The organism is Salinispora pacifica CNR114 (assembly GCF_000514775.1).
GTDB lineage: Bacteria > Actinomycetota > Actinomycetes > Mycobacteriales > Micromonosporaceae > Micromonospora > Micromonospora pacifica.
The window spans coordinates 1-21,144 of the sequence record NZ_AZWO01000005.1; the positions used below are offsets into that span (position 1 = coordinate 1).

Below are 21,144 nucleotides of genomic sequence, written 5' to 3' on the forward strand. Positions count from 1 at the left end.
AATCCGCGGGTTCGGGGTTCGAGTCCCTGGCGGCGCACCAACGAGCAAGGCCCTGACCTGGTACTTCTGTGCCGGTCGGGGCCTTCTTCGCGTACGGCGGTGGTGGCTGGTCGTTCGACGGGTGCTCGGGAGCCGTTGGACGTCACGATCATCCTGGCCGTTGCCAACCTCCTGGTTCTGAGGTGGCCGGCGGCGTGGCGCTGGCGTCAGCGGTGTTGTGCTGCGCTGCTGCCCCTACGCTGGCGGCATGAGGGAACCCAGCGCGGACCGGACTGGTAGGTGCTGATGGACCGGCGTGCGGCAGCTGCTGCCGAGGTGATTCCCGACGCTGTTCGGGCGGATGTGGTGACGCTGTGGCGCTACCACGATCTGCGTCACGGGTTGCGTTCGTGTGATGTGGGGATCGGGCTGGGTAGTCATGATCTTGGGGTGGCGGTCGTCGCGACGCGTCTGTTCCACGAGGGCTTGTTCCCAACGATCGTGTTTACCGGCGCGAATGCTCCGACGACGGTTGGGCGGTTCCCGCGCGGGGAGGCGGTGCACTACCGCGAGTACGCCGTTGAGCGGGGCGTACCGGCGGGAGCGGTTTTGGTGGAGCCGCGTGCCATGAACACCGCCGAGAATCTGGAGTTCTCCCGTGCGCTGCTGGCCGAACGCCGGATCCCGGTGGAGTCGGTGCTGATCATGTCGCGGCCCTACCAGCAGCGTCGGGCTTATGCGACGTGCCGGCTGGTGTGGCCGGAGGTCGAGGTGGTGTGCGCGTCGAACCCACTCGAACTGGATGACTACGTGCGCAGGATCGGCGACGCGCGGCAGGTGGTGGACATGCTGGTCGGCGACACACAGCGGATCGAGGTGTACGCGCAGCGCGGGTTCGCGATCCGGCAGGAGATGCCGGACGAGGTACGGGCGGCGTTCGAGCGCCTGGTGGCGGCCGGCTACACGAGCCGGCTGATCTGAGCCGGGCTACCAGCGCGGCCCTCCCGGCCGGACGCCCATCCGGTCGCTGAGTTCGACGGCGAGTCGAGGTGGCCGGGGGCGGGTGAGGATGCAAGGGGTTGTGGTGCTTGCCGTACCTCTCAATTCCGCGCGCCCCGGCCTTCGGCCGGTGGCGGTGACAGATCCGATGTCGGTCTCCGTTGCGGGTTCCGGGTTGGGTTCAGTCTTCAGGCGGACGTCCGGATGGACCCTCTTCGCCTCACACCGCAGGCCAGCGCGTCTGTCAGCGCAGTCGGCTTGTCCTGCGACAGGCCCTGCCTGGTCTTGGTTCTCTCCCCTGGGGGCGGGCTTTCCCTACTTGGGAAGGAGGTGGTAGCCGGTGAATGATCTGGTCCTTCGGGTCCAGTCCCAGCTGACCGGCCGCGATTGGGTGTTGCTGGGCTGGTTGTACGACCACGGTGTCGGGACGTCGTTCCAGCTCGCGAACGCCTTGTCTTTCGTCGTTGGACGTCGGTCAGCGGCGGTTGCGGACCCTGTACCGGCTGGACGGACGTGTCGCCGCCCTCACTGCCAGCCGGGCCGCGCTGCCGGGTAGTTAGCGTGCCGACTGGTTGTGCTTGCGTACGAGGTCAGGCAGCTCGGCCAGCGAGTCGAGCTGGAACATGCACTGGTCGCTGACCGTCTTGTCGCCGAGGATGGCCGAGAAGGGGTGGCGCGGCACGCGAGCCAGTCCGCCCAGGTGCCGTACTCCCGGGACTCGTCAACGATAGTCTCGCCCACATCGAAGGTCGTGCCAGCGAGGTCCGACTGCTTCCAACAGGCTGTGCTGGGTGCGGGGAGTACCGGGGCGTAGACGACGCCGGAATGCGACTGGCCGAAGTTGGCCCGCGAGGCTGCGGGGCGTCCATCGTCGAGGCAGCGAACGCGTAGCCCCTGCCGTGCGGCGGCGAGGGCGATGGTGAGCCGCACAGCCCCTCCCCGATGGCAAGGACATCGACACTGTCGTCACTCATGACTGCCCCCAGATAGGGCCCCGGCCGGACCGTTCATCGACGACGACAAGGTGGTGTCGATTGGCGCACCGGCGTACCAGCTCCGCCGGTGCGTGGTGGTGATTGGTGCGGAGCCGCAGCCGTTCGGGAGTCCAGCCCCAGCCAGCCGCGGGCTGCCGCCCGATGGGCGCGATCGGGGTTGCACGTGATACGCGGGCGTCTTTCCACGGGCCAAAGTGCGGTCTGCGTCCGGAATCTCCGACACGGCACATGCGAGCCGGAGATCAACCGCATCTCGCCTCAATCGGATTTCTTCCACGCTGGCCTGATTGTTCCGTTTATGAAACAGTGCCTCACCATCCATTATGGTGAGGCACTGTCCGCTACGGATAAGCCACACAGTGATTGATCAAAATAACGAGTGGATCACGGGGTGGCCCGGGGTGGCGCCGCAGGCTAATGTGCCTGCCTGTAGTTACCTTTGTCGAGGGAGAAACCCTTCATGAAGTCACACAACCGGCAGCTCGCCCGACTGGGTGCTGGCGCCGTCGGTCTTTTCGTTGCGGGCTCGTTCGCCTCGCCCGCTTACGCGGTTGATGGCACGGACCTCTCCGTCGAGCTCTCGGGCACGACTATCGCTGCCGGCTCGACCGAAAAGGTCGTCGAAATCGACCTGGAGAACGTCGGAAAGACCACACCGGAGTCGGTCGACATTATCTTTACCGTCGGCGATCTCGTCGGTGCGTTCCAGTTCGCTGACATCTGTGACGATGATCCCGCAGATGGCACCGTCTATTGCGCGGTCGATAAGACCTCCATTCCGGAACCGGGCGGCACAACCGATTTGTCCTACCTGGTGACCCGGGCCGACGACTCAGCCGACGCCTCGGGCGAGCTGACTGTGACGGTCCTGGTCGACGGCGACGACAACACCGCCAACAACACTGACACCGCCGAGGTGGTGATTGGGGAGCACGGTGTCGACCTGGGTGTCGTAGCCGAGGACGTGCGCGCGCCCATCGACGCCGACGCGAGCCTCGAGTCCGGCGCACCTGTCTACATCGATGGGTCGATCGCCCCGGGCGGTTCGACCGCCGTCGTGGCGACCGTGTTCAATCAGGGCGATATGACGGCGGACGGGGTCAGGATCTCCGTCACTCTGCCGGAGCAGGCCACCTTCACCGAACCTGAGCAGGGTTGCGAGTACAGTGCCGACAACCGCACGGTCACCTGTGACTACTCCGAGATTACGCTGATCCCGGCCGACCATGACACACAGGACGGCGACGCAACCTCCGGCGGTACCTTCTGGTTCCCCGCCAAGATCGATGCTGGCGTTGCGAAGAGCGGTGCCCTGACCGGCGGTAGCGTCACGGTCGCCGCCCTCGCCGCAGTTCCCTACGGCCCCAAGCAGAACGTCGCCGCACCTACCGCACTGCCGGAGAACGTGGAACTGCTCGACGCCGCGGATGTCGACAAGGTTGTTGATGTTGACGAGTCCGACAACACCGACACGTACTCGATCTTCGTGTCGGTCAACGGCGGTTCCGGCGGTGGATCCACCGGCGGTGACGGCAGCTCACTTCCGGTGACTGGCGCGCAGGCGGGCCTGTTCGGCGGCCTCGGCGCCTTCGTGATCGTCCTCGGCGCCGCGCTCTTCCTGATCGCTCGCCGTCGCCGCGTCGTTCTGATGACTCCGGGTGACGAAAAGCCGAACGCGTAAGAAGCCACACGCGATACACCTCCCCACCGGAGGTGACGCCTTCGCGCGGCGGGGTGGGACGGGCTACCGTCCCACCCCGCTGCCCCGACAGATGTGCCGATGGTGATGTAGGCGGCATGAGGCAACAGCAACTGGACGGTGTCGCGCTCGTTGGCATCGCTGGAGCACGCGCCGGTCGCGAGGTCGAGAGTCACTGGGGCTTAGCGATCACAGGTCGGACCAGGTAGCCGAACGGCGCGTTGAGGCCATCCGCGATGGTGCACTGACTCGTCAACGACGAACACGCAGCGCCAGGGGCTCGCGCAGACGGCAGCGGGCTCGGCGGCGGCTGCGCGTTCGGTGTGGACCCACTGCTTGCCGAGGAGGAAGCGTGACCGCGATCGCTGACCCAGCGATTCCCTACCGCGCTTCTGGTCTCGCTCTCACCCTTGGGCTTATAGTCACAGTCGCGTCGTGGTTCGTCGCTCTCGCATCGTGGTTCAACTGGAAGGACTACTTCGCGGGGTGGACACGAGGATAGAAGCGTGGCTGCGATTGCCTTAGCGATTACCTTTGGCACGGCATTCATGGGACGACTTGGATCGAGCCCACCGCCAGCCTGTCGACGACTCTGATCGATGCTGTCCAGAAAGTACTCATAGCCCTCACGCTGCTGTCGGCAGTATTGGTGGCGGAGCAGGGTGAAGCCTGCTCGTCCGTGCATCTGGCGGGCGATTCGTTTGGTCTCGGTGTTGACGCCTTCGGTGGGGCCGTCGCTGTAGAGAGCGTGAGCGCGGCGTTCACGGCGTCGCGATCCCGTTCCAGACCTCGGGTGAAGGCGTGCAGCTGAGGCACCTCGTCGCGCGGCCCACCCAACCCGGACCGTCAAGAGCCAGAATGGCCTGGACCCGCGGCAGGTCCGCCGCTGGGACTCCTGGCACCGTTCACCACCCTCGCCCTGGCCGCACTCCCGTCCCAGTCGACGGACCCTCAGCCTGAGACTCGGCTACTCTGCGGTAGCCTGCCCCAGCGACGATGTCAACCCGCCGTCGACAGCCGTGACAACGTTGTCCACGTTCGCTCCCCGCGCACCACCCCGACGCGGTACGGCAGATGTTGTTCCATCCGTGCCGCTGGTCATCGTTGACCCGTGGCATCGCCAGCAGGCGCTCGCACCCTCGACCCCGCGGCGACGCCAGCAAACCCACACCCTGCTTGCCTGGTCGGTCAGCCGACAGCTCTGAACCAAAGGAACACCCATGCGCAGAATATTGATTGTCGGTGCCGGGCAATCCGGCCTGCAACTCGCCCACGGGCTACTCGCCGAGGGCTACGAGGTGACGATCATGTCGGCTCACACCCCGGATGAGATCCGTAACGGCGGGCCAACCTCCACCCAGGCCATGTTCGCTCCCGCGCTGGACGCCGAACGCCGCTACGAGCTAAATCTGTGGGACGACCAGGCGCCCCAGATCGCGGGCCTGCGTGTCAACCTGTCCGCACCGCCGGGTACCCGCGCGCTGGACGTCATCGCCGAGTTGGAGCGACCGGCCCAGTCCACCGACCAACGGCTGAAGATGGCCGCCTGGCTCGAACTCGCCGAACACCGCGGCGCCACCGTCGTCCACAACACGGCCTCCGCCGCCGACCTGGACACCCTCACCTCGGATGGCCACCACGACCTGACCATCGTCGCGGCCGGCAGAAGTGATCTCGCCGCCGCGTTCGACCGGGACCCAGTCCGCTCACCCCACACAACCCCACAACGCGGCCTGGCCATCGCCTACGTCCACGGCCTCGCTCCCGACCCGGACTGGCCCGCTCCGCACGTCGGATTCCACGCCGTGCCCGGCCTCGGCGAACTGTTCGTGATTCCTGCCCTCACGCAAGCCGGCGCCTGCGACATCCTCTTCTGGGAGGCTGTCCCAGGTCAGGACCTAGACCGCTGGCCCACCAATGGCAGCCGTGTGCCACCCACCGAACACCTCCAGACCACCCTCGACCTCGCCAAGCAGTACGTGCCCTGGGTGTATGAGCGATGCCGAAACGTCGAACTGACCGACGCCAAGGCCACCCTGCATGGTCGGTTCACCCCCACCGTACGTAAACCGGTCGCCCACCTACCCAGCGGCGGCGTCGCACTGGGCATGGCCGACGTCGTCATCACCAATGACCCCATCACCGGCCAGGGCTCCAACACCGCCGCCAGATGCGCTGACCACTATCTACGCGCCATCCTCGCCCACGGCGACCGGCCCTTCGACACCACCTGGATGCGCGATACCTTCGAATCGTTCTGGGCCACCACCGCTCACGCTGTCACTGCCTGGACCAACGCTATGCTGCAACCCCTACCAGAGCATGTGCAGCAAATCCTCGCCACCGCCGCCACCAACCCAGAAGTCGCCCGACGATTTGCTGCCGGATTCGCGGACCCGACCACTCTCACCGACTGGTTCATGACCCCCACTGGCGCAGCCGACTACCTCGCCTCCACCCGTGCCTGAGATGCCGGCATCGCGGTAGCCAACTTCACCCTGTTTGAGATCACGTCAATAGATGCCTGCATTGGGAGCTGGAGGGCTTCCCGCCTCCCGACCACTCGGCCGGCATTGTGGCTAGCGTCGGGTCGCTTTGCTGATCTTGTTGTGGAGGGCGCGCCGGGCGATCGGGCCGAGGTCATCGACGATCTCGATGAGCACGGCGAGTTGGTCCAGCGCCTCGATGCCGCGCTCGGCTGAGGGCCGGTCGACGCCGTCGTACAGCTCCAGGCCGATGAAGGCCGCCGACACCGCGCGGGCGAGCCCGGGAACGTCGGCGATTTCGGCGAACGGTGATCCGGCCAGCAGCCGGCGCAGGACCAGCTCGATCTCGTCCACCCACAGCTGCAGGGACTCGGCGGTGGGGGCGGCGAGGCGCTCGTCGGCCTGTGCGCCGGCGAGCATCTGGGCCAGCACGGACACGTTGCCCAGCTCGCGTTCCTCCTCGTGCAGGACGCGCCCGACGGCGAGCAGTTCGCGCAGCGACCCAACCTGGCGCAGCCGGGCCGACCAGTGGGCGACCCGCTCGGCTGTGCCGGTCCGGCATGCGGCTGCCAGCAGCTCGTCGAGCGTCCCGAAGTGGTAGAAGACCAGCGCCTGGTTCACTCCGGCGGCGGCGGCGATGGTGCGGGCCGAGACGCCGGCGATGCCGTGCTGGCGGATCGCGGCGAGGGTGCCGTCGAGCAGGCGTCGCTTGGTGTCCGACATCGCTCTCCTCCCGCCGGGTGTGGCGGTGCGATCATCGCATCCGCCACCAGTTGCGCCAGCCAGGTGATGCCGGGCAGCCGCAGGGTCCAGCCCACCCAGGCCCAGCCGAGGTTGAGGTGCTCGAGAGCGCGGGCGACGGCGGCCACCCCCCGTTCCGCGTGGCCGTCGCCGCCCGTGTACCCGGCCCGCAGCTGCCCCTCCTTGGCCGGGGCGAGCCTCAGGTTCACCGGGTTTCGCCGCGCGAGGAACCGCCAGACCGCCACGCAGGGCCCGCACCCGGCGTCGAGCCGCAACACCGCGGGCGCGCCCGAGGCGTATGGCCGCCAGCGCGGATACCAGTCGCGTACCGCCCGTCGCCAGTCCCGCCAGGCGTCCCCGTGCCGGCGGGCCAGGTCGTGCTCCTCATGCGACCGGGCCACGGCCGCACTGAAGGCCACGGCGAGGGCGGTCGCGGCCAGCAGCGCCATGCTGTGGGTGACCGCCGCGGTCAGCAGGAGCAGGCCAGCCGCGCTGACCTGCATCGGGTTCGCCAGGTACGCGTAGGGCCCGGTGCTGACGAGCCGGGCCGGCGGATCCCACGGGTACGGGGTGCCGCCGCCCCGTCCGGCGAACTCGCGTACCGCGATGAGCGCCGGGGTGGCCACCAGCAGCGCGACCTGGGCCAGGACCAGGAGGGCGGCCCGGGGTAGCCCGGTCAGCGGGGACCACGAGCCGCCACCCAGTTCGAAGGCGACACCGGGCACGAACCACAGCAGCAGCGTGGCGAAGACGACGACCTGGAGCAGCACCCGGGCCCGTAGGTGTCGGCCGTCGGCGCCCCACCGGCCGAGCAGCTGCGCGGGGAGGGCCACGGCGAGCAGCCCCACCACCTCGCCCACCAGCCAGTGCGGCCCGAGCAGGACGAGCGGGTGCAGCGCCGGCATCGCCACCACGTCGAGCCAGAGCAGCAGGCCCAGCGCGAGGGGCAGGGGCAGGAACCGGCGTAGCAGCACCGGCAGCGCGCCCCAGAGCGCCGCCCACCCCAGCCACAGGTCGACTGGTATCCCCCGGTAGGCCCCGTGCACCGGCGCGAACGCGTACCAGCCAGTCCGGCGGGCCGACTCGTTCAGCGCGGCGACGCCCAGGGCGGCGGTCACGGCGGCGAGCAGGGCGGCGGCCCGCGCCCGCCGGTCGCGCTCCAGCCGGGCCGCGGCCAGCACCGCCAGCAGGGGCGCCCCCAGGGCGAGCCAGCGGGCGGCGGTCACGGCAGGACGAGCATGTCGAGCAGGTGCCCCACGCCCTCGTGGAGCAGGCCGTCCTGGAGCGGCCCGAAGTACCAGGAGGGGTCGAGACCACGCTCGTACGCCACCCGGATGCGCACCTCGGTACGTTCTCGGCCCACCGCCTGCCAGGTCACCTCCGCATGTCGGAAGGTGACCCACCGACCGGTGATGGCGGTGTCCTCGACGAACTCGAAGTCGACCCGGCCCGGCTCGGTGGCGGTGACCTCGGTGAGCAGATGTCCGCCGGGCCCGTGCGAGCTGCCGTGGTAGGCGAACATCCACCGGTCCCCGGTGGCGAGGCCGTCGCCGGTGACGCGGGTCGGCACGGGTACGCCGAGCAGGCGCAGCGGCACCGACCGGACCGGTACCGGGCGGGGGCCGGTCGCCAGCCGCTCGCCGACCGCGTGGGCCGGGAGGGTGACCACCCGGACCACCTCGACCGACTGCTCCGGGGTGATCCGTGGGGCGAGCCCGGTGCCCTCGAGCCCGGGTACGAGCAGCAGGGGCACGGCGACTAGCGAGTACGCCCGGGTGGTGGCGCGGCGGGCCAGCCTGATCAGGGCGGTGGTGCCGTGGGTCATGGCGTACACCAGCGGCGCGGACAGGATGACGCAGATGGCGCCTTCGTGCAGCGCCACCGAGGCCAGCAGCAGCGCGATCGTGGTGGCGGCGAAGACCCGGCCGTGGGTGGTACGGCCCGGGGCCAGGGCGAGGGCAACGGCCAGCAGTACCGGCAGTCCGACGAAGAGCAGGGCGCTGTCGGCGCGCCCCTGGGCCACGGTGACGGCGTAGACGACGATCCCGAAGGCCGCGATGAGGCTGGCGAGCGTCCAGTTGGCCCAGGTGCGCCTCGGCTCCGGCTCCGGCTGACTGGTCATACTTCCTCCCAGGTTTGAGCGATCGCTCAAACCTGGAGCGTAGGCGGATTTGAGCAGCTGCTCAAGAGGTGGCCCGGTCGAACCCTGGCAGTGCGGACCGGCTCGCCCGCCCGCACTGCCAGCCGGGCCGTGCTGCCGGGTGGTCAGCGTCTCAGGTTGAGGGTGAATCCACTGGCAGCGAGTTCGGTGAGAAAGGCTCTCGGCTCCACGAGGTGCTCGATGTGTCGTACTCCCGAGGGCATGGCGGGCAGGTCTCGGATGAGTAGCGCCGCAGCGAGACCGGTGGCGCGACTCTGCTGGCGACCGCTGAAGCTTGCCTGACTGGCGCCGGAGTCGACGGTGACGGCAAATCCGTCACCGCCAAGCTTGATCCTGGCCAGCGCGTCCAGCATGGTGCGGCGGATCCAGGGGCGACGTAATAGCCGGGCGATGCCGGGTCGCCCGGCGGCTGCCAGCAGCGCGGTGGTCAGCCGGGAGTCCAGGCACAGGCCGGTACTCGCTGCGACACCCAACGTGGTGGACAGCGTGTACTGGTCTGAGAACGGGAACCGATACACGGTTCGCTCGCCGTGCGGAGCCGGAAATCGCATTGCCCACGAGCCGTGTAGGCGGCCCAGCCCATCGAGAGTCCAGGCGAGTGCCGCTGGCCCGTGCCGTTCCCCGGAACCGAGCAGCACGCCGATTTGTACCTGCCGCGTTGTTGACTGTTCGACGCAGTGTCGGGCAAGCAGGTTGCTGACCCCGGGGACCAGTCCGACGCTGAGGACCGCTGTGGCCTGCCGCTGGGAGGCGAGCTCGTCCAGTTGTTCGATCTCGACGTGCAGCCGGTGGGAAGCCGAGACGTCCACGTAGTGGATCCCCCGCTCCAGGCAGGCGCGGGCGATCCGCGCGTTGTCGAGTTCGGCGCACATGAGCACGGCGTCAACGCCGTTGAGCGCGGTGGCCAGGTCGCCGGGATCGGCGGCGTCCAAGCGAACCACGGTGGACCCCTGCACGCGCGGCGCACGGTGTGGGTTACGGCCGGCCACCACCACGTCCGTCGTGCGTAGGTGACTGACCAGTGCGGTCACGGCGTGTACGCCGACGGCGCCGTATCCGCCGAGGACGAGGATCCGCTTCATCGGGCGATCGCCTCCTGCTGTGGTGTGTCGCCGCTCGCCGGCTTCTTTGGTTCTCGGGTGCCCATGGACAGGGCGCAGAGGATGCCCAGGACGGCGAGACCGGCCGCGCCGGCAAACCCGATGCGCAGACCATCGGCGAGCGCGCTGGCCCCGTCCCCGCTGCCGCGGTTGGTGGTCCATGCTGTCGAGGCCATCAGCAAGGCGGTGAGGCCGAGGGCGGCGCCGAGGCGTTGGGCGGTGTTGACCAGGCCAGCGGCGACTCCTTGCTGACTTTCTGGTGCGCTGCGGACGGCGGGGGCGGTGGAACCGACGAACACAGCAGGCAGGCCGACTGCGAAGATCAGGCTGGCCGGCAACACGGCGGTCAGGTAGCCGGCGCCGGGGTGCAGCAGGATCGCATATCCGGCCAGGCCGAGCGCGAGCAGGAACATCCCGGCCGCGAGAACCACGCGTGACCCGAAGCGGCCCATCGCCCAGGGCAGCGCGGTACGCGCGGTGACCATGTTGACCGCGGCGATGGGCAGTACGGCGAATCCGGCGGCGAGGGCGGAGTATCCCATCGCCTGCTGGAGCATGAGTGACAGCAGCACGAACGCCGGCACGTGGGAGGCGCCCACGAGAGCGTTGGCCGCGACGCCGGTCCGTACCTGGCGGATCCGCAGCAGTTGCGGCGGCAGGATCGGGGCCGGGTGGCGCCGCTGGTTGACCGCGAACACCGTACCGAGTCCGAGGGCGGCGACGGCTGCCGTGTAGGTGAGCGGTGTCCACCCGGCGGTGGGCAGCTCGGTGGCGAGCAGGACCACGGCGAGCAGGCAACCGGTGGCGGTGAGTCCACCTACCAGGTCCAGCCGTGTCCGAGCGTCGCTGGCGCGCCCGACCCAGGGCGGGTCGGCGGGCAGCAGGCGCGGGCTCAGGACAAGGGCGACCACACCGATCGGGACGTTGATCAGAAAGATCCAGGGCCAACCAAGTGTCTGGGTCAGGACACCGCCCAACGCCACGCCCGAGCCCGCGCCGGCGGCGGCCATGGCGCTCCATACCGCGAACGCCCGACGGTAGGCAGCGGGTTCGGTGAAGATCGCGGCGATCAATGCGAGCTCGGCGGGGACCAGGATCGCTGCACCGACGCCCTGTACCGCTCGACCCAGCAGCAGCGTTCCGGCGTCCGGCGCGAGGCCGGCCAGTAGCGACGCGCCGGTGAACAGTGCGATTCCGGCCTGGAACATGCGACGTCGGCCGACCACGTCCGCGGCCCTACCGGCGACCAGTTGCAAGCCGCCGAAGGTGAGTTGGTAGGCGTTGACCACCCAGGTCAGCCCGGATTCGGTCAATGTAAGCGCTGCACCCATCGCGGGCAGTGCGACGTTGACGATCGACACCTCAAGAAACACCACGAGTTCCACGGAGGTGAGCAGCAGCAGCGCGGCGAGCCCACCCCGTCCCCAAGTTTTTGTAGTCACGCTACAAGCATGTTTTTGTAGTCGAGCTATAGTCAATGGTGTGAGCGAAACACCACACCGCAACCGCCAGCAACCAACCGTGAAGACACCACACGAGGACGGCAGGACCGCGCGATCCCGGTGCACCCGGACGCGCATCACCACGGCGGCCACCGAGTTGTTCACCAGTGCCGGCTACAGCAGCACCAGCATCGCGGCCATCGCCGCCAGGGCCGGCGTGAGCGAGCAGAGCGTCTACTACAGCTTCGGCACCAAGCGGGCTGTCCTCACTGCGGCCCTCGACCTGGCCATCGCCGGTGACGACGAACCTGTACCCACACTTGAGCGGCCCTGGGTGCGTGCGGCACTCGCCGATCCGGACCCGCACGGGCAGATCCACCGACAGGTCGCCGGTGCCGCAGACGTCTTACGGCGCGCCGCGCCACTGTTGGACGTCGTGCGCAGCGCTGCCACCATCGACGCCGAACTGGCCGAAGTATGGGAGACCAATCTTCAGCAGCGGCTCACCGTGCAACGCGTCTTCGCCGAAGCGTTGGCCCGCAAGACACCGCTGCCCGCCAACATGGCCGTCGACGCGGCCGCCGACACCGCCCTGGCCATCCTCAGCCCCGAGACATACCACCTGCTCGTGCACCACCAGGGCTGGGCACACACGCGATGGCGTGACTGGGCCACGAACGCTCTGCGCCGCCTACTCACGACGTTGCCGTAGCACAGCGGCGACCCGGCTGGATCACGCCGGGCACCCGCCCGTGGAGCCCAGTGGCTACCGTCGGCCCTGCGCTGAGGAGCCGGGTGTACCTCGACGTAGGCCCGATCGCTGCGGTGGGTGCGCTCGTCCTCGGCGAGTGCCACTTGCTGTGGTCAACGCAGCCCAGGACGGCGGCGAGTTTGCAATCGTGGCACTTGACGTGGCTCACACCGGTCCAGGGTCTGCTCGGGTACGGCGGTGGTGGTTGGTCGGGAGCCGTTGGACCGGGGTTGGACGTCACGATCGCCCTGGCCGTCGCCGACCTCCTGGTCTTGAGGTGGCGGGCGGCGTGGTGCTGAAGCGGAGGGTGCTGATCATGTCGCGGCCCTACCAGCACCGTCGGGCTTATGCGACGTGCCGGCTGGTGTGGCCGGAGGTCGAGGTGGTGTGCGCGTCGAATCCACTCGAACTGGATGACTACGTGCGCGGCGTCGGCGACGCGCGGCAGGTGGTGGACATGCTGGTGGGCGACACGCAGCGGATCGAGGTGTACGCCGAGCGTGGGTTCGCGATCCGGCAGGAGGTGCCGGACGAGGTGCGGGCGGCGTTCGAGCGTCTGGTGGCGGCCGGTTACACGAGCCGGCTGGTCTGAGCCGGGCTACCAGCGCGGCCCTCCCGGCCGGACGCCCATCCGGTCGCTGAGTTCGACGGCGATTCGAGGTGGACGGGGGCGGGTGGGGATGGCCCCGGACCAGGTCGCGGGAGAGCCGGTGGCATTGGCCTCGGCGATGTGGGTGTCGGCCGAGGCGCGGTCGTTGTCTCAGGCGGCGGCCAGTGCGCAGACGAGGGGCAGGCTCCCGTGGACCGTCAGGAGCTGCGGAGTCGGCGTGCCGAGCTGTGGTTCCAGGAACTGCGCCGCCGCCGCGGCGGCGAGGCCGCCGGCTGGGGCGTACTCACCGATGGGCGGTCCACGCGAGGCGATGTGAACGGTTACGGCAGCACCGCGCCTCGGTAGATGCGGTCGAAGAGGTTGAACAGAGGCTGGTCATAGGCCTGCAACTTCGTCCGCGTATTGATGTCGTTGTGCACACCGTCGCCGCCGGGCGGTCCGGGGAAGTTCACTCCGAAGTAGCTCTGGATGCCCTCGGCGAAGTACTCCTTGATATCCGTTCCCGCGTACGTGTTCGTCCACAGACCGTTGGCGCGGGCGTTGCTCCAGGCACTGGACAACTCGGTGGACATCGCGGGGTCGATGTTCTGCAGGGCCATCAGATGCAGGGTGTGTCCGAACTCGTGCACGAACAGGTTCGCCCGCCCCTGGTTGTCCAGCACGTTGCTCTCGGTGCAGGTCGACAGCGGGAAGGAGGGGGTGGCGCCGAATCCGGCCCAGTATCGGTCGTCCAGGCTCGTGCCGAACTGCTGGTACACGTCGGGGATCGCGCTCATGCGCTCACCTCGGGCGACGACCACGAGGCGGACGTTCTGCCGGTTCAACTCGTGCACGGGCCAGTACGGGTAGGTCCACAGCAAGGTCCCGAGCTGATTCCGCATCCGCACCAGGGTCTCGTCCTGCAGGTGGTGCGGACCGAAGAGCGGCAGCCCCCACGCGTCGACGTACTTGCCGTACCAACGGGTGTCCAGACCGTACTTGGTCACCAGGGACGGTGGGATCGGCTCGACCGGTCCGGCCAGCGCCGGCGACGCCCCGGCGATCGTGGACAGTACTCCTATCGCGCCGGCGGACAGCAGGGACCGGCGTGTGATGGCACCCAAAATATCGACTCCTCTCATGCGGCATGCCATCTTCACGCCATATCGGACAGTGTGTCAATCCCCCCGGAAACGTGGAGGGATCCGGTTCCGGCCTGAGCCTCCAGAGCTCGTGCCGTTGATCGTGTGTAGTCGACTGGTGGGCGGCCGCCGCGGCCCGACTATGTCCGAGACGAACCGAATCGTCTCCTGCAGGGTAGCGGTTGCGCCGCCGCGCCGAGCGCGGTGCGGTCCGGGGCGTCCGCGTTGTTGCTGGTGTGCGAAGCGCCGTACGGGTTGCCGGCGACGAACTGGCTCGGGTCGGTGTAACCGGGGGTGACCACGCTCCCGCCCCAGTGGTTAAAGAAGGTGCCGGCCGCTAATGTCCCATGCTGAGGCCACCATCGACCGGAATGATCGCGCCGGAGACGTAGCTGGCGGTGTCGCCAGCCAGCCAGGTGATCACGCCGGCGACATCATCCGGCTGGGCGAATCGGCCAGCGGGGATCGCTCGGTGGAACTCGGCTCGCCGCTCGTCGGGTACGGCGGCGAACTGCTCGGTCTCGACCGGTCCCGGCGCCACCACGTTCGCGGTGATGTTGCGACTGGCGAGTTCGCGGGTGAGCGAGCGGGCCACGCCGACCAGTCCGGCCTTGCTGGCGGCGTAGTTGACCTGGCTGTGGCTGCCGGTGAGGCCAACCACGGAGGACAGGAAGATCAGCCGACCCCACCCTCCCCGCAGCATGCTGTGCGACGCGCGGCTGGCACAACGAAAGGCACCGGTGAGGTTGGTGTCCAGCACCCGACCGAACTGCGCCTCGGTCAGCTTCGGAAACGGCCCGTCGTCAATGATGCCGGCGTTCGCCACCAACACCTCGACCGGTCCCAACTCGGCTTCGACCTCGTCGAAGGCGGCATTGACGCTGCCCGCGTCCCGGATATCACAATAGACCCCGAACATCCCGTCTGGGAAATCCCGGCCACGGTGTGCCACCGCCACCCGGTCGCCCTGTTTGGTGAATGCCTGCGCGGTGGCCAGGCCGATTCCCCGGTTGCCGCCAGTCACCACCACGGTTCGGGCCATGGAAGCCTCCTTCCAGCCGACCTGGGTTACCCGGCCGGTCTCGGTTGACGCGTGGAAGCCGGCGGGGTTTCGGCCCCAGCCCCTTCACGGCCTTCGTCCCGCTGCACCACCGACCGCACCTGTCCCAGCACGGCACGGCTACCTCTGCGCTCCCGAAGGCGCGGGTACAACGCCGGGGGGCGGTCCCTGCCCAGCAGCGGTCCTCTTCGCGGCCGGTGGCGTGGTGTCCGACACGCAGGAGTTGCCGGTCGCTACGTCGGTCTCCGGACGCCGGTTCTGCCCTTCAGGAGGTGTCCGGGCGAGGATGTGTCGGAAGCAACCGGCAGGATAGACAGGCACGCGAGATCACTAATCTGGGGAAGAGCCTCCGGTGCGAGCCGTAGTTCAACCGCAGGGGCGAGTTGCGGTGGCTGCCTCGCGACCGAGCCGCAGCGCTCGCGGCGCCGACCGACCCTGCAACACCGACGACCGAGGAAGCCCCGTGGACGAGCTGAGGATGCACTCGCCGGACCTGACCGGCCGGAACATCGACAAGATCGCCGAGCTGTTCCCAGCGGTCGTCACCGAGGGGCCCGATGGCGCACGAGTGATCGACTTTGACCTGCTCCGTCAGGAGCTGTCGGGCCACACGGTCGAGGGTCCGCAGGAGCGCTACCAGCTCAACTGGCCGGGTAAGCGTGAGGCGCTCTTCGCCGCGAACGCGCCGGTCGCCAAGACGTTGCGTCCGGTCCGGGGCGAGTCGGCCGATTTTGACACCACGCGGAACATCTTCATCGAGGGCGACAACCTCGACGCGCTCAAGCTGCTCCAGGAGTCGTACCTCGACAAGATCAAGATTATCTACATCGACCCGCCGTACAACACGGGAAACGACTTCATCTACGACGACGACTTTGCGGAGAACTCCACGGAGTACCTCGCGAAATCCGGGCAGGTCGATGCCGCCGGGAACCGCCTGGTCGCGAACACCGAGGCGAACGGGCGGTTCCACTCCGACTGGCTCAGCATGATGTACCCGCGTCTCAAGCTCGCGCGAAACCTGCTGACCGACGATGGCGTGATCTTCATCTCGATCGACGACAATGAGGTCGACAACCTCAAAAAGATCGGCTCGGAGATCTTCGGGCAGCAGAACTTCGTCGCACAGATCATCTGGCAGAAGGTGTACGCGCCGAAGAACTCGGCGCGATGGTTCTCCGAGGACCACGACTACATCGTCGTATTCGCCCGTAACAAGGAACGCTGGCAGCCGCAGCGGCTTGCGCGCACCGAGGATATGGAGGCGCGCTACAAGAACCCCGACAGCGATCCAAGGGGTCCGTGGAAGGCCGAGAACATGTCGGCGCGGAACAGGTATGACGCAGGCGTCTACCCAATCACGGCACCATCGGGACGCCTTGTCGAAGGTCCGCCGCGGGGCAGCTACTGGCGAATATCCGAGCAAAAATTCGCCGAGCTCGACGCGGACAACCGAATCTGGTGGGGTGCGGACGGGAACAACACCCCGGCGGTGAAGCGGTTCCTGTCCGAGGTCTCGGCCGGCCGGACCCCCCAGACGCTGTGGTCCTATGCGGAGGTTGGGCACACCCAGGACGCCAAGAAGGCGCTCCTGAGGTACGTTCCGTTCGAGAACACGGCGAATGTGCTCAATTCTGTCAAGCCGGTCGAGCTGATCCAGCGGATCCTGCAGCTCGCGGGCAGGCCGAGTGACGGCGATATCGTCCTCGACTTCTTTGGCGGAAGCGCGACCACCGCTCATGCCGTCCTCCAGCAGAACCTGGCCGACGGTGGCAACCGACGCTTCATCAGCGTCCAGATCCACGAGCCGCTGCCGGTCCCGGAGCCCGCCTTCAGGTCGATCTTCGAGATGGGTCTCACCCGGGTAAGGAACCTCGCGGCGGAGATCGGGAGCCTGGACAACGCCCCACGCAACCTCGACCTGGGCTTCCGTGTCCTCAAGGTTGACTCGACGAACCTCTCCGACCTGCTGCGCACCCCGGACGAGCTTGGCCAGGGCGAACTCGACCTCTTCGTGGACAGCGTGAAGCCCAACCGGACCGGCGAAGATCTTGTCTTTCAGGTGCTCCTCGACTGGGGTCTGGAGCTGACGATGCCCATCGTCCCGGAGCCGATCGATGATCACGAGGTGTTCGTGGTCGAGGACGGCGTCCTGATCGCCTGCTTCGAGGCAAAGGTGAGTCCCGCCGTGGTGCGCGAGATGGCGCGCCGACAGCCGCTGCGTGCCGTATTCCGGGACTCCGGCTTCGCCACGGACGCCGATCGGATCAACGCCGAGCAGGTGTTCGCCGAGGTTTCGCCCGCGACCGAGGTGCGGGCGATCTGACCGATGAAGCTTCAATTCAAGGTCCAGCAGTACCAGACCGATGCGGTGGATGCGGTGGTGGACTGCTTCGCCGGGCAGCCTCGTGGCGAAGGTGTGTCGTATCGAGTCGACCCGGGGCATCCCGCCAATTTCGCTCAACCAGCGCTGGAGCTTTCGGACTCCGGGCTGCGGAACTCGGAGATCCTGCTGAGTCCGGCACGGCTGCTGCAGAATGTCCAGGCAGTGCAGCGCAGCCGGAACCTGCCGCTATCGGCGTCGCTCGTGCAGAGCAGGGCGGCCTCGGCACCGAACACGCCGAACCTCGATGTCGAAATGGAAACGGGAACCGGCAAGACCTACGTCTACATAAAGACGATCATGGAGCTGAACAAGCGCTACGGCTGGTCGAAGTTTATCGTCGTGGTGCCGAGTGTTGCGATCCGCGAAGGCGTGCAGAAAACGTTCGACATCACCGCCGAGCACTTCCAGCAGACGTACGGGACGAAGCCGCGCTCCTTCGTCTACAACTCGTCCCAACTGCACGAGCTGGAGCGTTTCAGCTCGGACGTGGGCATCCAGGTAATGATCATCAACATCCAGTCGTTCAACGCCACGGGTAAGGATAACCGGCGCATCTACGACGAACTCGACGGCTTCCTGTCCCGCCGCCCGATCGACGTGATCAGCGCAAACCGACCCATCGTCATCATCGACGAGCCGCAGAAGCTCGGCGCGGCCAAATCTCTGGAGGCACTGAGCCGGTTCAACGCGTTGATGGTGCTGCGGTACTCCGCGACCCACAAGGTGGAGCACAACAAGATCCACCGGCTCGACGCCCTTGACGCGTACAACCAGAAGCTCGTGAAGCGGATCGCCGTGCGCGGCATCACCGTCAAGGGGTTGGCCGGGAGCACGGCGTACCTGTATCTGGCCGGGATCGAGATCACCAAGGGCGCCAAGCCACGCGCCCGGCTCGAGTTGGAGATCCAGACCAAGAGCGGCATCAAGCGCGCGGTCAGACGGCTCGACCAGGGAGCGAATCTGCACAACGCCGCAAAGGGTATCGAGGCATACCGGGGCCTGTTCATCACCGACATCGACGCGAACCGCGACGTGGTCGAGCTGAGCAACGGCGATACCTTGTTCGCGGGGCAGGTCACGGGGGACGTGAGCGACGAGGCGAAGCGGCGTATCCAGATCCGCGAGGTGATCAGCGCCCACCTGGACAAGGAGCGCGAGCTGTTCGCGCAGGGCATCAAGGTGCTCTCGCTCCTCTTCGTCGACGACGTGGCCAAGTACCGCGACTACGACCGCGAAGACACTCTCGGCGACTACGCGCGTTTCTTCGTCGAGGAGTATCAGGCGCTCGTGGCCGAGGAGCTGAGCCAGTTGTCGCTTGACGAGGGTGCCGAGGCGTACCGCCGCCACCTCCAGGCGATTGCCGCCGAGGACACCCACCAAGGGTATTTCTCGATTGACAGGAGGACCAAGCGTCTCCTTGATCCGAAGGTGTCAAAGCGCGGGGAAGAGGTAGGCCAGGCGACAGATGTCGATGCCTATGATTTGATCCTGCGTAACAAGGAGCGGCTGCTGTCGTTCGCCGAACCCGTCCGGTTCATCTTCTCCCACTCCGCACTGCGCGAAGGCTGGGACAACCCCAACGTGTTCGTCATGGGCATGCTCAAGAAGAGCGACAACACGGTCTCGCGCCGACAGGAGATCGGGCGTGGCCTGCGGCTCGCCGTAGACCAGCACGGTGAGCGGATGGACAACCCTGTCACCGTGCACGACATCAACGAGCTCACCGTCGTCACCGACGAGTCCTACACCGACTTCGTGGCGGGCTTGCAGAAGGAGATCAGCGACTCCCTCGCAGCCCGGCCCCGCCGGGCCAGCGTCAAGTACTTCATCGGCAAGACCTTCACCACGGAATCCGGCGAGAGCGTCGTCGCGGAGGCACTCGCGAACGCCCTGTACAAGTACCTCGTCCGGAACGACTACCTCAACGACGACGACACCATCTCGGATGCCTACAAGAGCGCGCGCGACACGGGCACCCGCGCCGAGCCGACCTCGAATCTACTCAAGCCCGTCGTGGACGGTATTTGGCCGCTGGTCGATGCTCTCTACCAGGACATTGTGCCCATCCCCGACGGGCGCCGGCCCAAGCGCATTCCGCTGAATGAGGAAAACTTCGCCAAGGAGGAGTTCAGAGAACTCTGGAATCGCATCAACCGTAAGGTCGTCTACCAGGTGGAGTTTGACTCCGTCGAACTGGTCGACAAGTGCGTCGCCGCGCTCGACGCCCAGCTCAACGTCGCGGCCATGGAATACGTCGTGCGGTCCGGCCAGCAGCGTGCGGCCCTCGACACCGACGAACTGGCCAGTGGCGCTGGCTTCACGGTCAACTCGACGAGCACTCACACGGACACGGTCTCGGCGTCGTCGCAGGTGCCGTATGACCTGCTCGGCGAGATCACGGAGAAGACCCAGCTGACCCGCCGAACAGCCGCCGCGATCCTAGGTCGCACCGAGCCGACGACCTTCGCGAAGTATCGGCAGAACCCCGAGCAGTTCATCACCGAGTGCGTCCGGCTGATCAACGAGCAGAAGGCCACGGTGGTTGTCGAGCACCTCAGCTATCACGCTCTCGCCGAGCGGCACGACCTCGCCATCTTCACCGAGAACCAGACGAAACAGGACTTCGCCAGAACCGGGCAGCGGCTCAAGCGCCACATCTACGACTACGTGGTCACCGACTCCAAGGTCGAGCGCGACTTTGTCGCTGAACTGGATTCCAGCGAGGAGGTTGTCGTCTACGCCAAGCTGCCGCCGGGATTCTTCATCCCGACCCCGGTCGGCAACTACAACCCCGACTGGGCCATCGCGTTCCAGGGGGGCGCGGGCAAGCACGTTTACGTCGTTGCCGAGACCAAGGGTTCGCTCTCGTCGATGCAACTCAGAGGTGTCGAAAGAGCCAAGATCGAATGTGCCCGCAAGCTTTTCGCCCAGCTGAACCACGAGCGGAAGGAACCGGTGAGATACGACGTTGTCGCCGGCTTCGGTGAGCTCATGCAACTCGTCGCAGCCGGGTCGTAACCGGCGCCTGGAACCGTCCGGCCAGGCTGTCGGGCAGCACCAAGGAGCCTGGGGCTCGAAGGGGCTGAGCCGACCGAACCGGCGAACGCTGGCAGCCCCAACACGTCGACCGAGGCGTCGAATTCGGTCACCTCCCGGCCGTGCGGCGCGCCGAGGGCCGGTACCCGACTGTTTTCGGTCGACATCAGCCTCCATCGTCCCGGACCAGGTGGCCGACACCTTGCCCGCCACGGGGCGCGGGCCGTTGTATTGATGTGAGCGGCGTTCCGATCAAAGGAATGGCGCCCACGTTCCGGCACGGAGGTGCAGGTGCGCAGCAGGGACTTCCGTCGTCTCGGCGCTGTCAGCGCGCTCACCCTCGAAGGTGGCGGGATCGGTGGCGTCTGGGTCCACCGACCACGCTGAGGCAGGACGGTGCCGCAGAGGTGATCCGCGGGCCTCCACGCGACCCTGAAGCGTCTCGGCCGCGAGCAACTGGATCTTCCTGCTCCACTCCCAACTGCACCGCGGGGCTGGACCGGTCCCACTCCCCGGACGCGATGCACCAGCACCCGCGGCCGGATGCGGTCCAGGCGGTGGTGGACACCCTTGACCTG

General features: G+C 67.4%; 13 protein-coding genes and 5 pseudogenes. 7 read left to right on the top strand and 11 right to left on the bottom strand.

Annotation, left to right across the window (positions count from 1 at the left end; translation table 11 throughout):
• Positions 1-279 precede the first annotated feature (279 nt).
• Positions 280-960 carry a YdcF family protein gene (locus tag B118_RS0103570; protein WP_028192379.1) on the top strand — a complete coding sequence of 227 codons (681 nt, stop codon included), beginning with the start codon at positions 280-282 and terminating at the stop codon, positions 958-960.
• Positions 961-966: 6 nt separating this feature from the next.
• Here the strand turns inward: B118_RS0103570 and B118_RS33585 are convergent.
• Both B118_RS33585 and B118_RS33835 read right to left on the bottom strand, forming a co-directional pair.
• Positions 967-1,050 (bottom strand): annotated as a pseudogene (locus tag B118_RS33585) (XRE family transcriptional regulator); the annotation flags it as partial.
• 577 nt (positions 1,051-1,627) lie between these two features.
• Positions 1,628-1,719 (bottom strand): annotated as a pseudogene (locus tag B118_RS33835) (haloacid dehalogenase); the annotation flags it as partial.
• A 714-nt stretch (positions 1,720-2,433) separates the two neighbouring features.
• On the opposite strand from B118_RS33835, the gene B118_RS0103580 reads away from it, so the two are divergent.
• On the top strand, positions 2,434-3,654 hold the full coding sequence (locus tag B118_RS0103580; protein WP_018810636.1) for an LPXTG cell wall anchor domain-containing protein: 1,221 nt from the start codon (positions 2,434-2,436) through the stop codon (positions 3,652-3,654).
• A 664-nt stretch (positions 3,655-4,318) separates the two neighbouring features.
• Here B118_RS0103580 and B118_RS29815 read toward each other — a convergent pair.
• Positions 4,319-4,491, bottom strand: a pseudogene (locus tag B118_RS29815) (ISL3 family transposase); the annotation flags it as partial.
• A gap of 401 nt (positions 4,492-4,892) precedes the next feature.
• On the opposite strand from B118_RS29815, the gene B118_RS0103585 reads away from it, so the two are divergent.
• The gene (locus B118_RS0103585; RefSeq protein ID WP_028192380.1) at positions 4,893-6,140 is read left to right on the top strand and encodes a styrene monooxygenase/indole monooxygenase family protein; all 1,248 of its coding nucleotides are present in this window, start codon (positions 4,893-4,895) and stop codon (positions 6,138-6,140) included.
• 111 nt (positions 6,141-6,251) lie between these two features.
• On the opposite strand, the gene B118_RS0103590 is transcribed toward B118_RS0103585, so the two are convergent.
• The 5 genes from B118_RS0103590 to B118_RS0103610 all read right to left on the bottom strand — a co-directional run bounded on the left by B118_RS0103590 (position 6,252) and on the right by B118_RS0103610 (position 11,545).
• Positions 6,252-6,881: a TetR/AcrR family transcriptional regulator gene (locus tag B118_RS0103590; RefSeq protein WP_018220865.1), complete on the bottom strand. Its 630-nt coding sequence runs from the start codon at positions 6,879-6,881 to the stop codon at positions 6,252-6,254.
• Positions 6,776-8,125 (bottom strand): methyltransferase, encoded by a 1,350-nt coding sequence (locus B118_RS27870; RefSeq protein WP_043540987.1) that lies wholly within the window; start codon positions 8,123-8,125, stop codon positions 6,776-6,778. Before B118_RS27870 ends, B118_RS0103590 begins: the two co-directional genes overlap by 106 nt.
• On the bottom strand, positions 8,122-9,021 hold the full coding sequence (locus B118_RS0103600) for a hypothetical protein (RefSeq protein WP_027647440.1): 900 nt from the start codon (positions 9,019-9,021) through the stop codon (positions 8,122-8,124). The genes B118_RS27870 and B118_RS0103600 overlap by 4 nt, the downstream gene beginning before the upstream one ends.
• 143 nt (positions 9,022-9,164) lie before the next feature.
• Positions 9,165-10,142, bottom strand: a complete 978-nt coding sequence (locus B118_RS0103605) for a saccharopine dehydrogenase family protein (protein ID WP_028192381.1) — start codon at positions 10,140-10,142, stop codon at positions 9,165-9,167.
• Entirely contained in the window at positions 10,139-11,545 is a 1,407-nt protein-coding gene (locus B118_RS0103610) for an MFS transporter (protein ID WP_026185368.1), read from the bottom strand. Before B118_RS0103610 ends, B118_RS0103605 begins: the two co-directional genes overlap by 4 nt.
• Positions 11,546-11,642: 97 nt before the next feature.
• Between B118_RS0103610 and B118_RS0103615 the strand changes: the two genes are divergently transcribed.
• Positions 11,643-12,314, top strand: coding sequence for a TetR/AcrR family transcriptional regulator (locus tag B118_RS0103615; protein WP_028192382.1), 672 nt, complete (start codon positions 11,643-11,645; stop codon positions 12,312-12,314).
• Between the two features lie 346 nt (positions 12,315-12,660).
• Positions 12,661-12,945, top strand: a pseudogene (locus B118_RS0103625) (hypothetical protein); the annotation flags it as partial.
• 338 nt (positions 12,946-13,283) lie between these two features.
• On the opposite strand, the gene B118_RS0103635 reads toward B118_RS0103625, so the two are convergent.
• The 3 genes and pseudogenes from B118_RS0103635 to fabG form a co-directional block, all read right to left on the bottom strand.
• Complete coding sequence (locus tag B118_RS0103635; RefSeq protein ID WP_018220856.1) at positions 13,284-14,066, bottom strand: hypothetical protein; 783 nt, start codon at positions 14,064-14,066, stop codon at positions 13,284-13,286.
• 158 nt (positions 14,067-14,224) lie between these two features.
• A pseudogene (locus B118_RS32670) lies at positions 14,225-14,407 on the bottom strand (hypothetical protein); the annotation flags it as partial.
• Between the two features lie 14 nt (positions 14,408-14,421).
• Positions 14,422-15,126 carry a 3-oxoacyl-ACP reductase FabG gene (gene fabG, locus B118_RS0103645; protein WP_018810646.1) on the bottom strand — a complete coding sequence of 235 codons (705 nt, stop codon included), beginning with the start codon at positions 15,124-15,126 and terminating at the stop codon, positions 14,422-14,424.
• 481 nt (positions 15,127-15,607) lie between these two features.
• Between fabG and B118_RS0103650 the strand changes: the two genes are divergently transcribed.
• Together B118_RS0103650 and B118_RS0103655 are read left to right on the top strand one after the other, a co-directional pair.
• Positions 15,608-17,470 (top strand): site-specific DNA-methyltransferase, encoded by a 1,863-nt coding sequence (locus B118_RS0103650; protein ID WP_018810647.1) that lies wholly within the window; start codon positions 15,608-15,610, stop codon positions 17,468-17,470.
• A 3-nt stretch (positions 17,471-17,473) separates the two neighbouring features.
• Positions 17,474-20,548 (top strand): type III restriction-modification system endonuclease, encoded by a 3,075-nt coding sequence (locus B118_RS0103655; RefSeq protein WP_028192383.1) that lies wholly within the window; start codon positions 17,474-17,476, stop codon positions 20,546-20,548.
• Positions 20,549-21,144 lie beyond the last annotated feature (596 nt).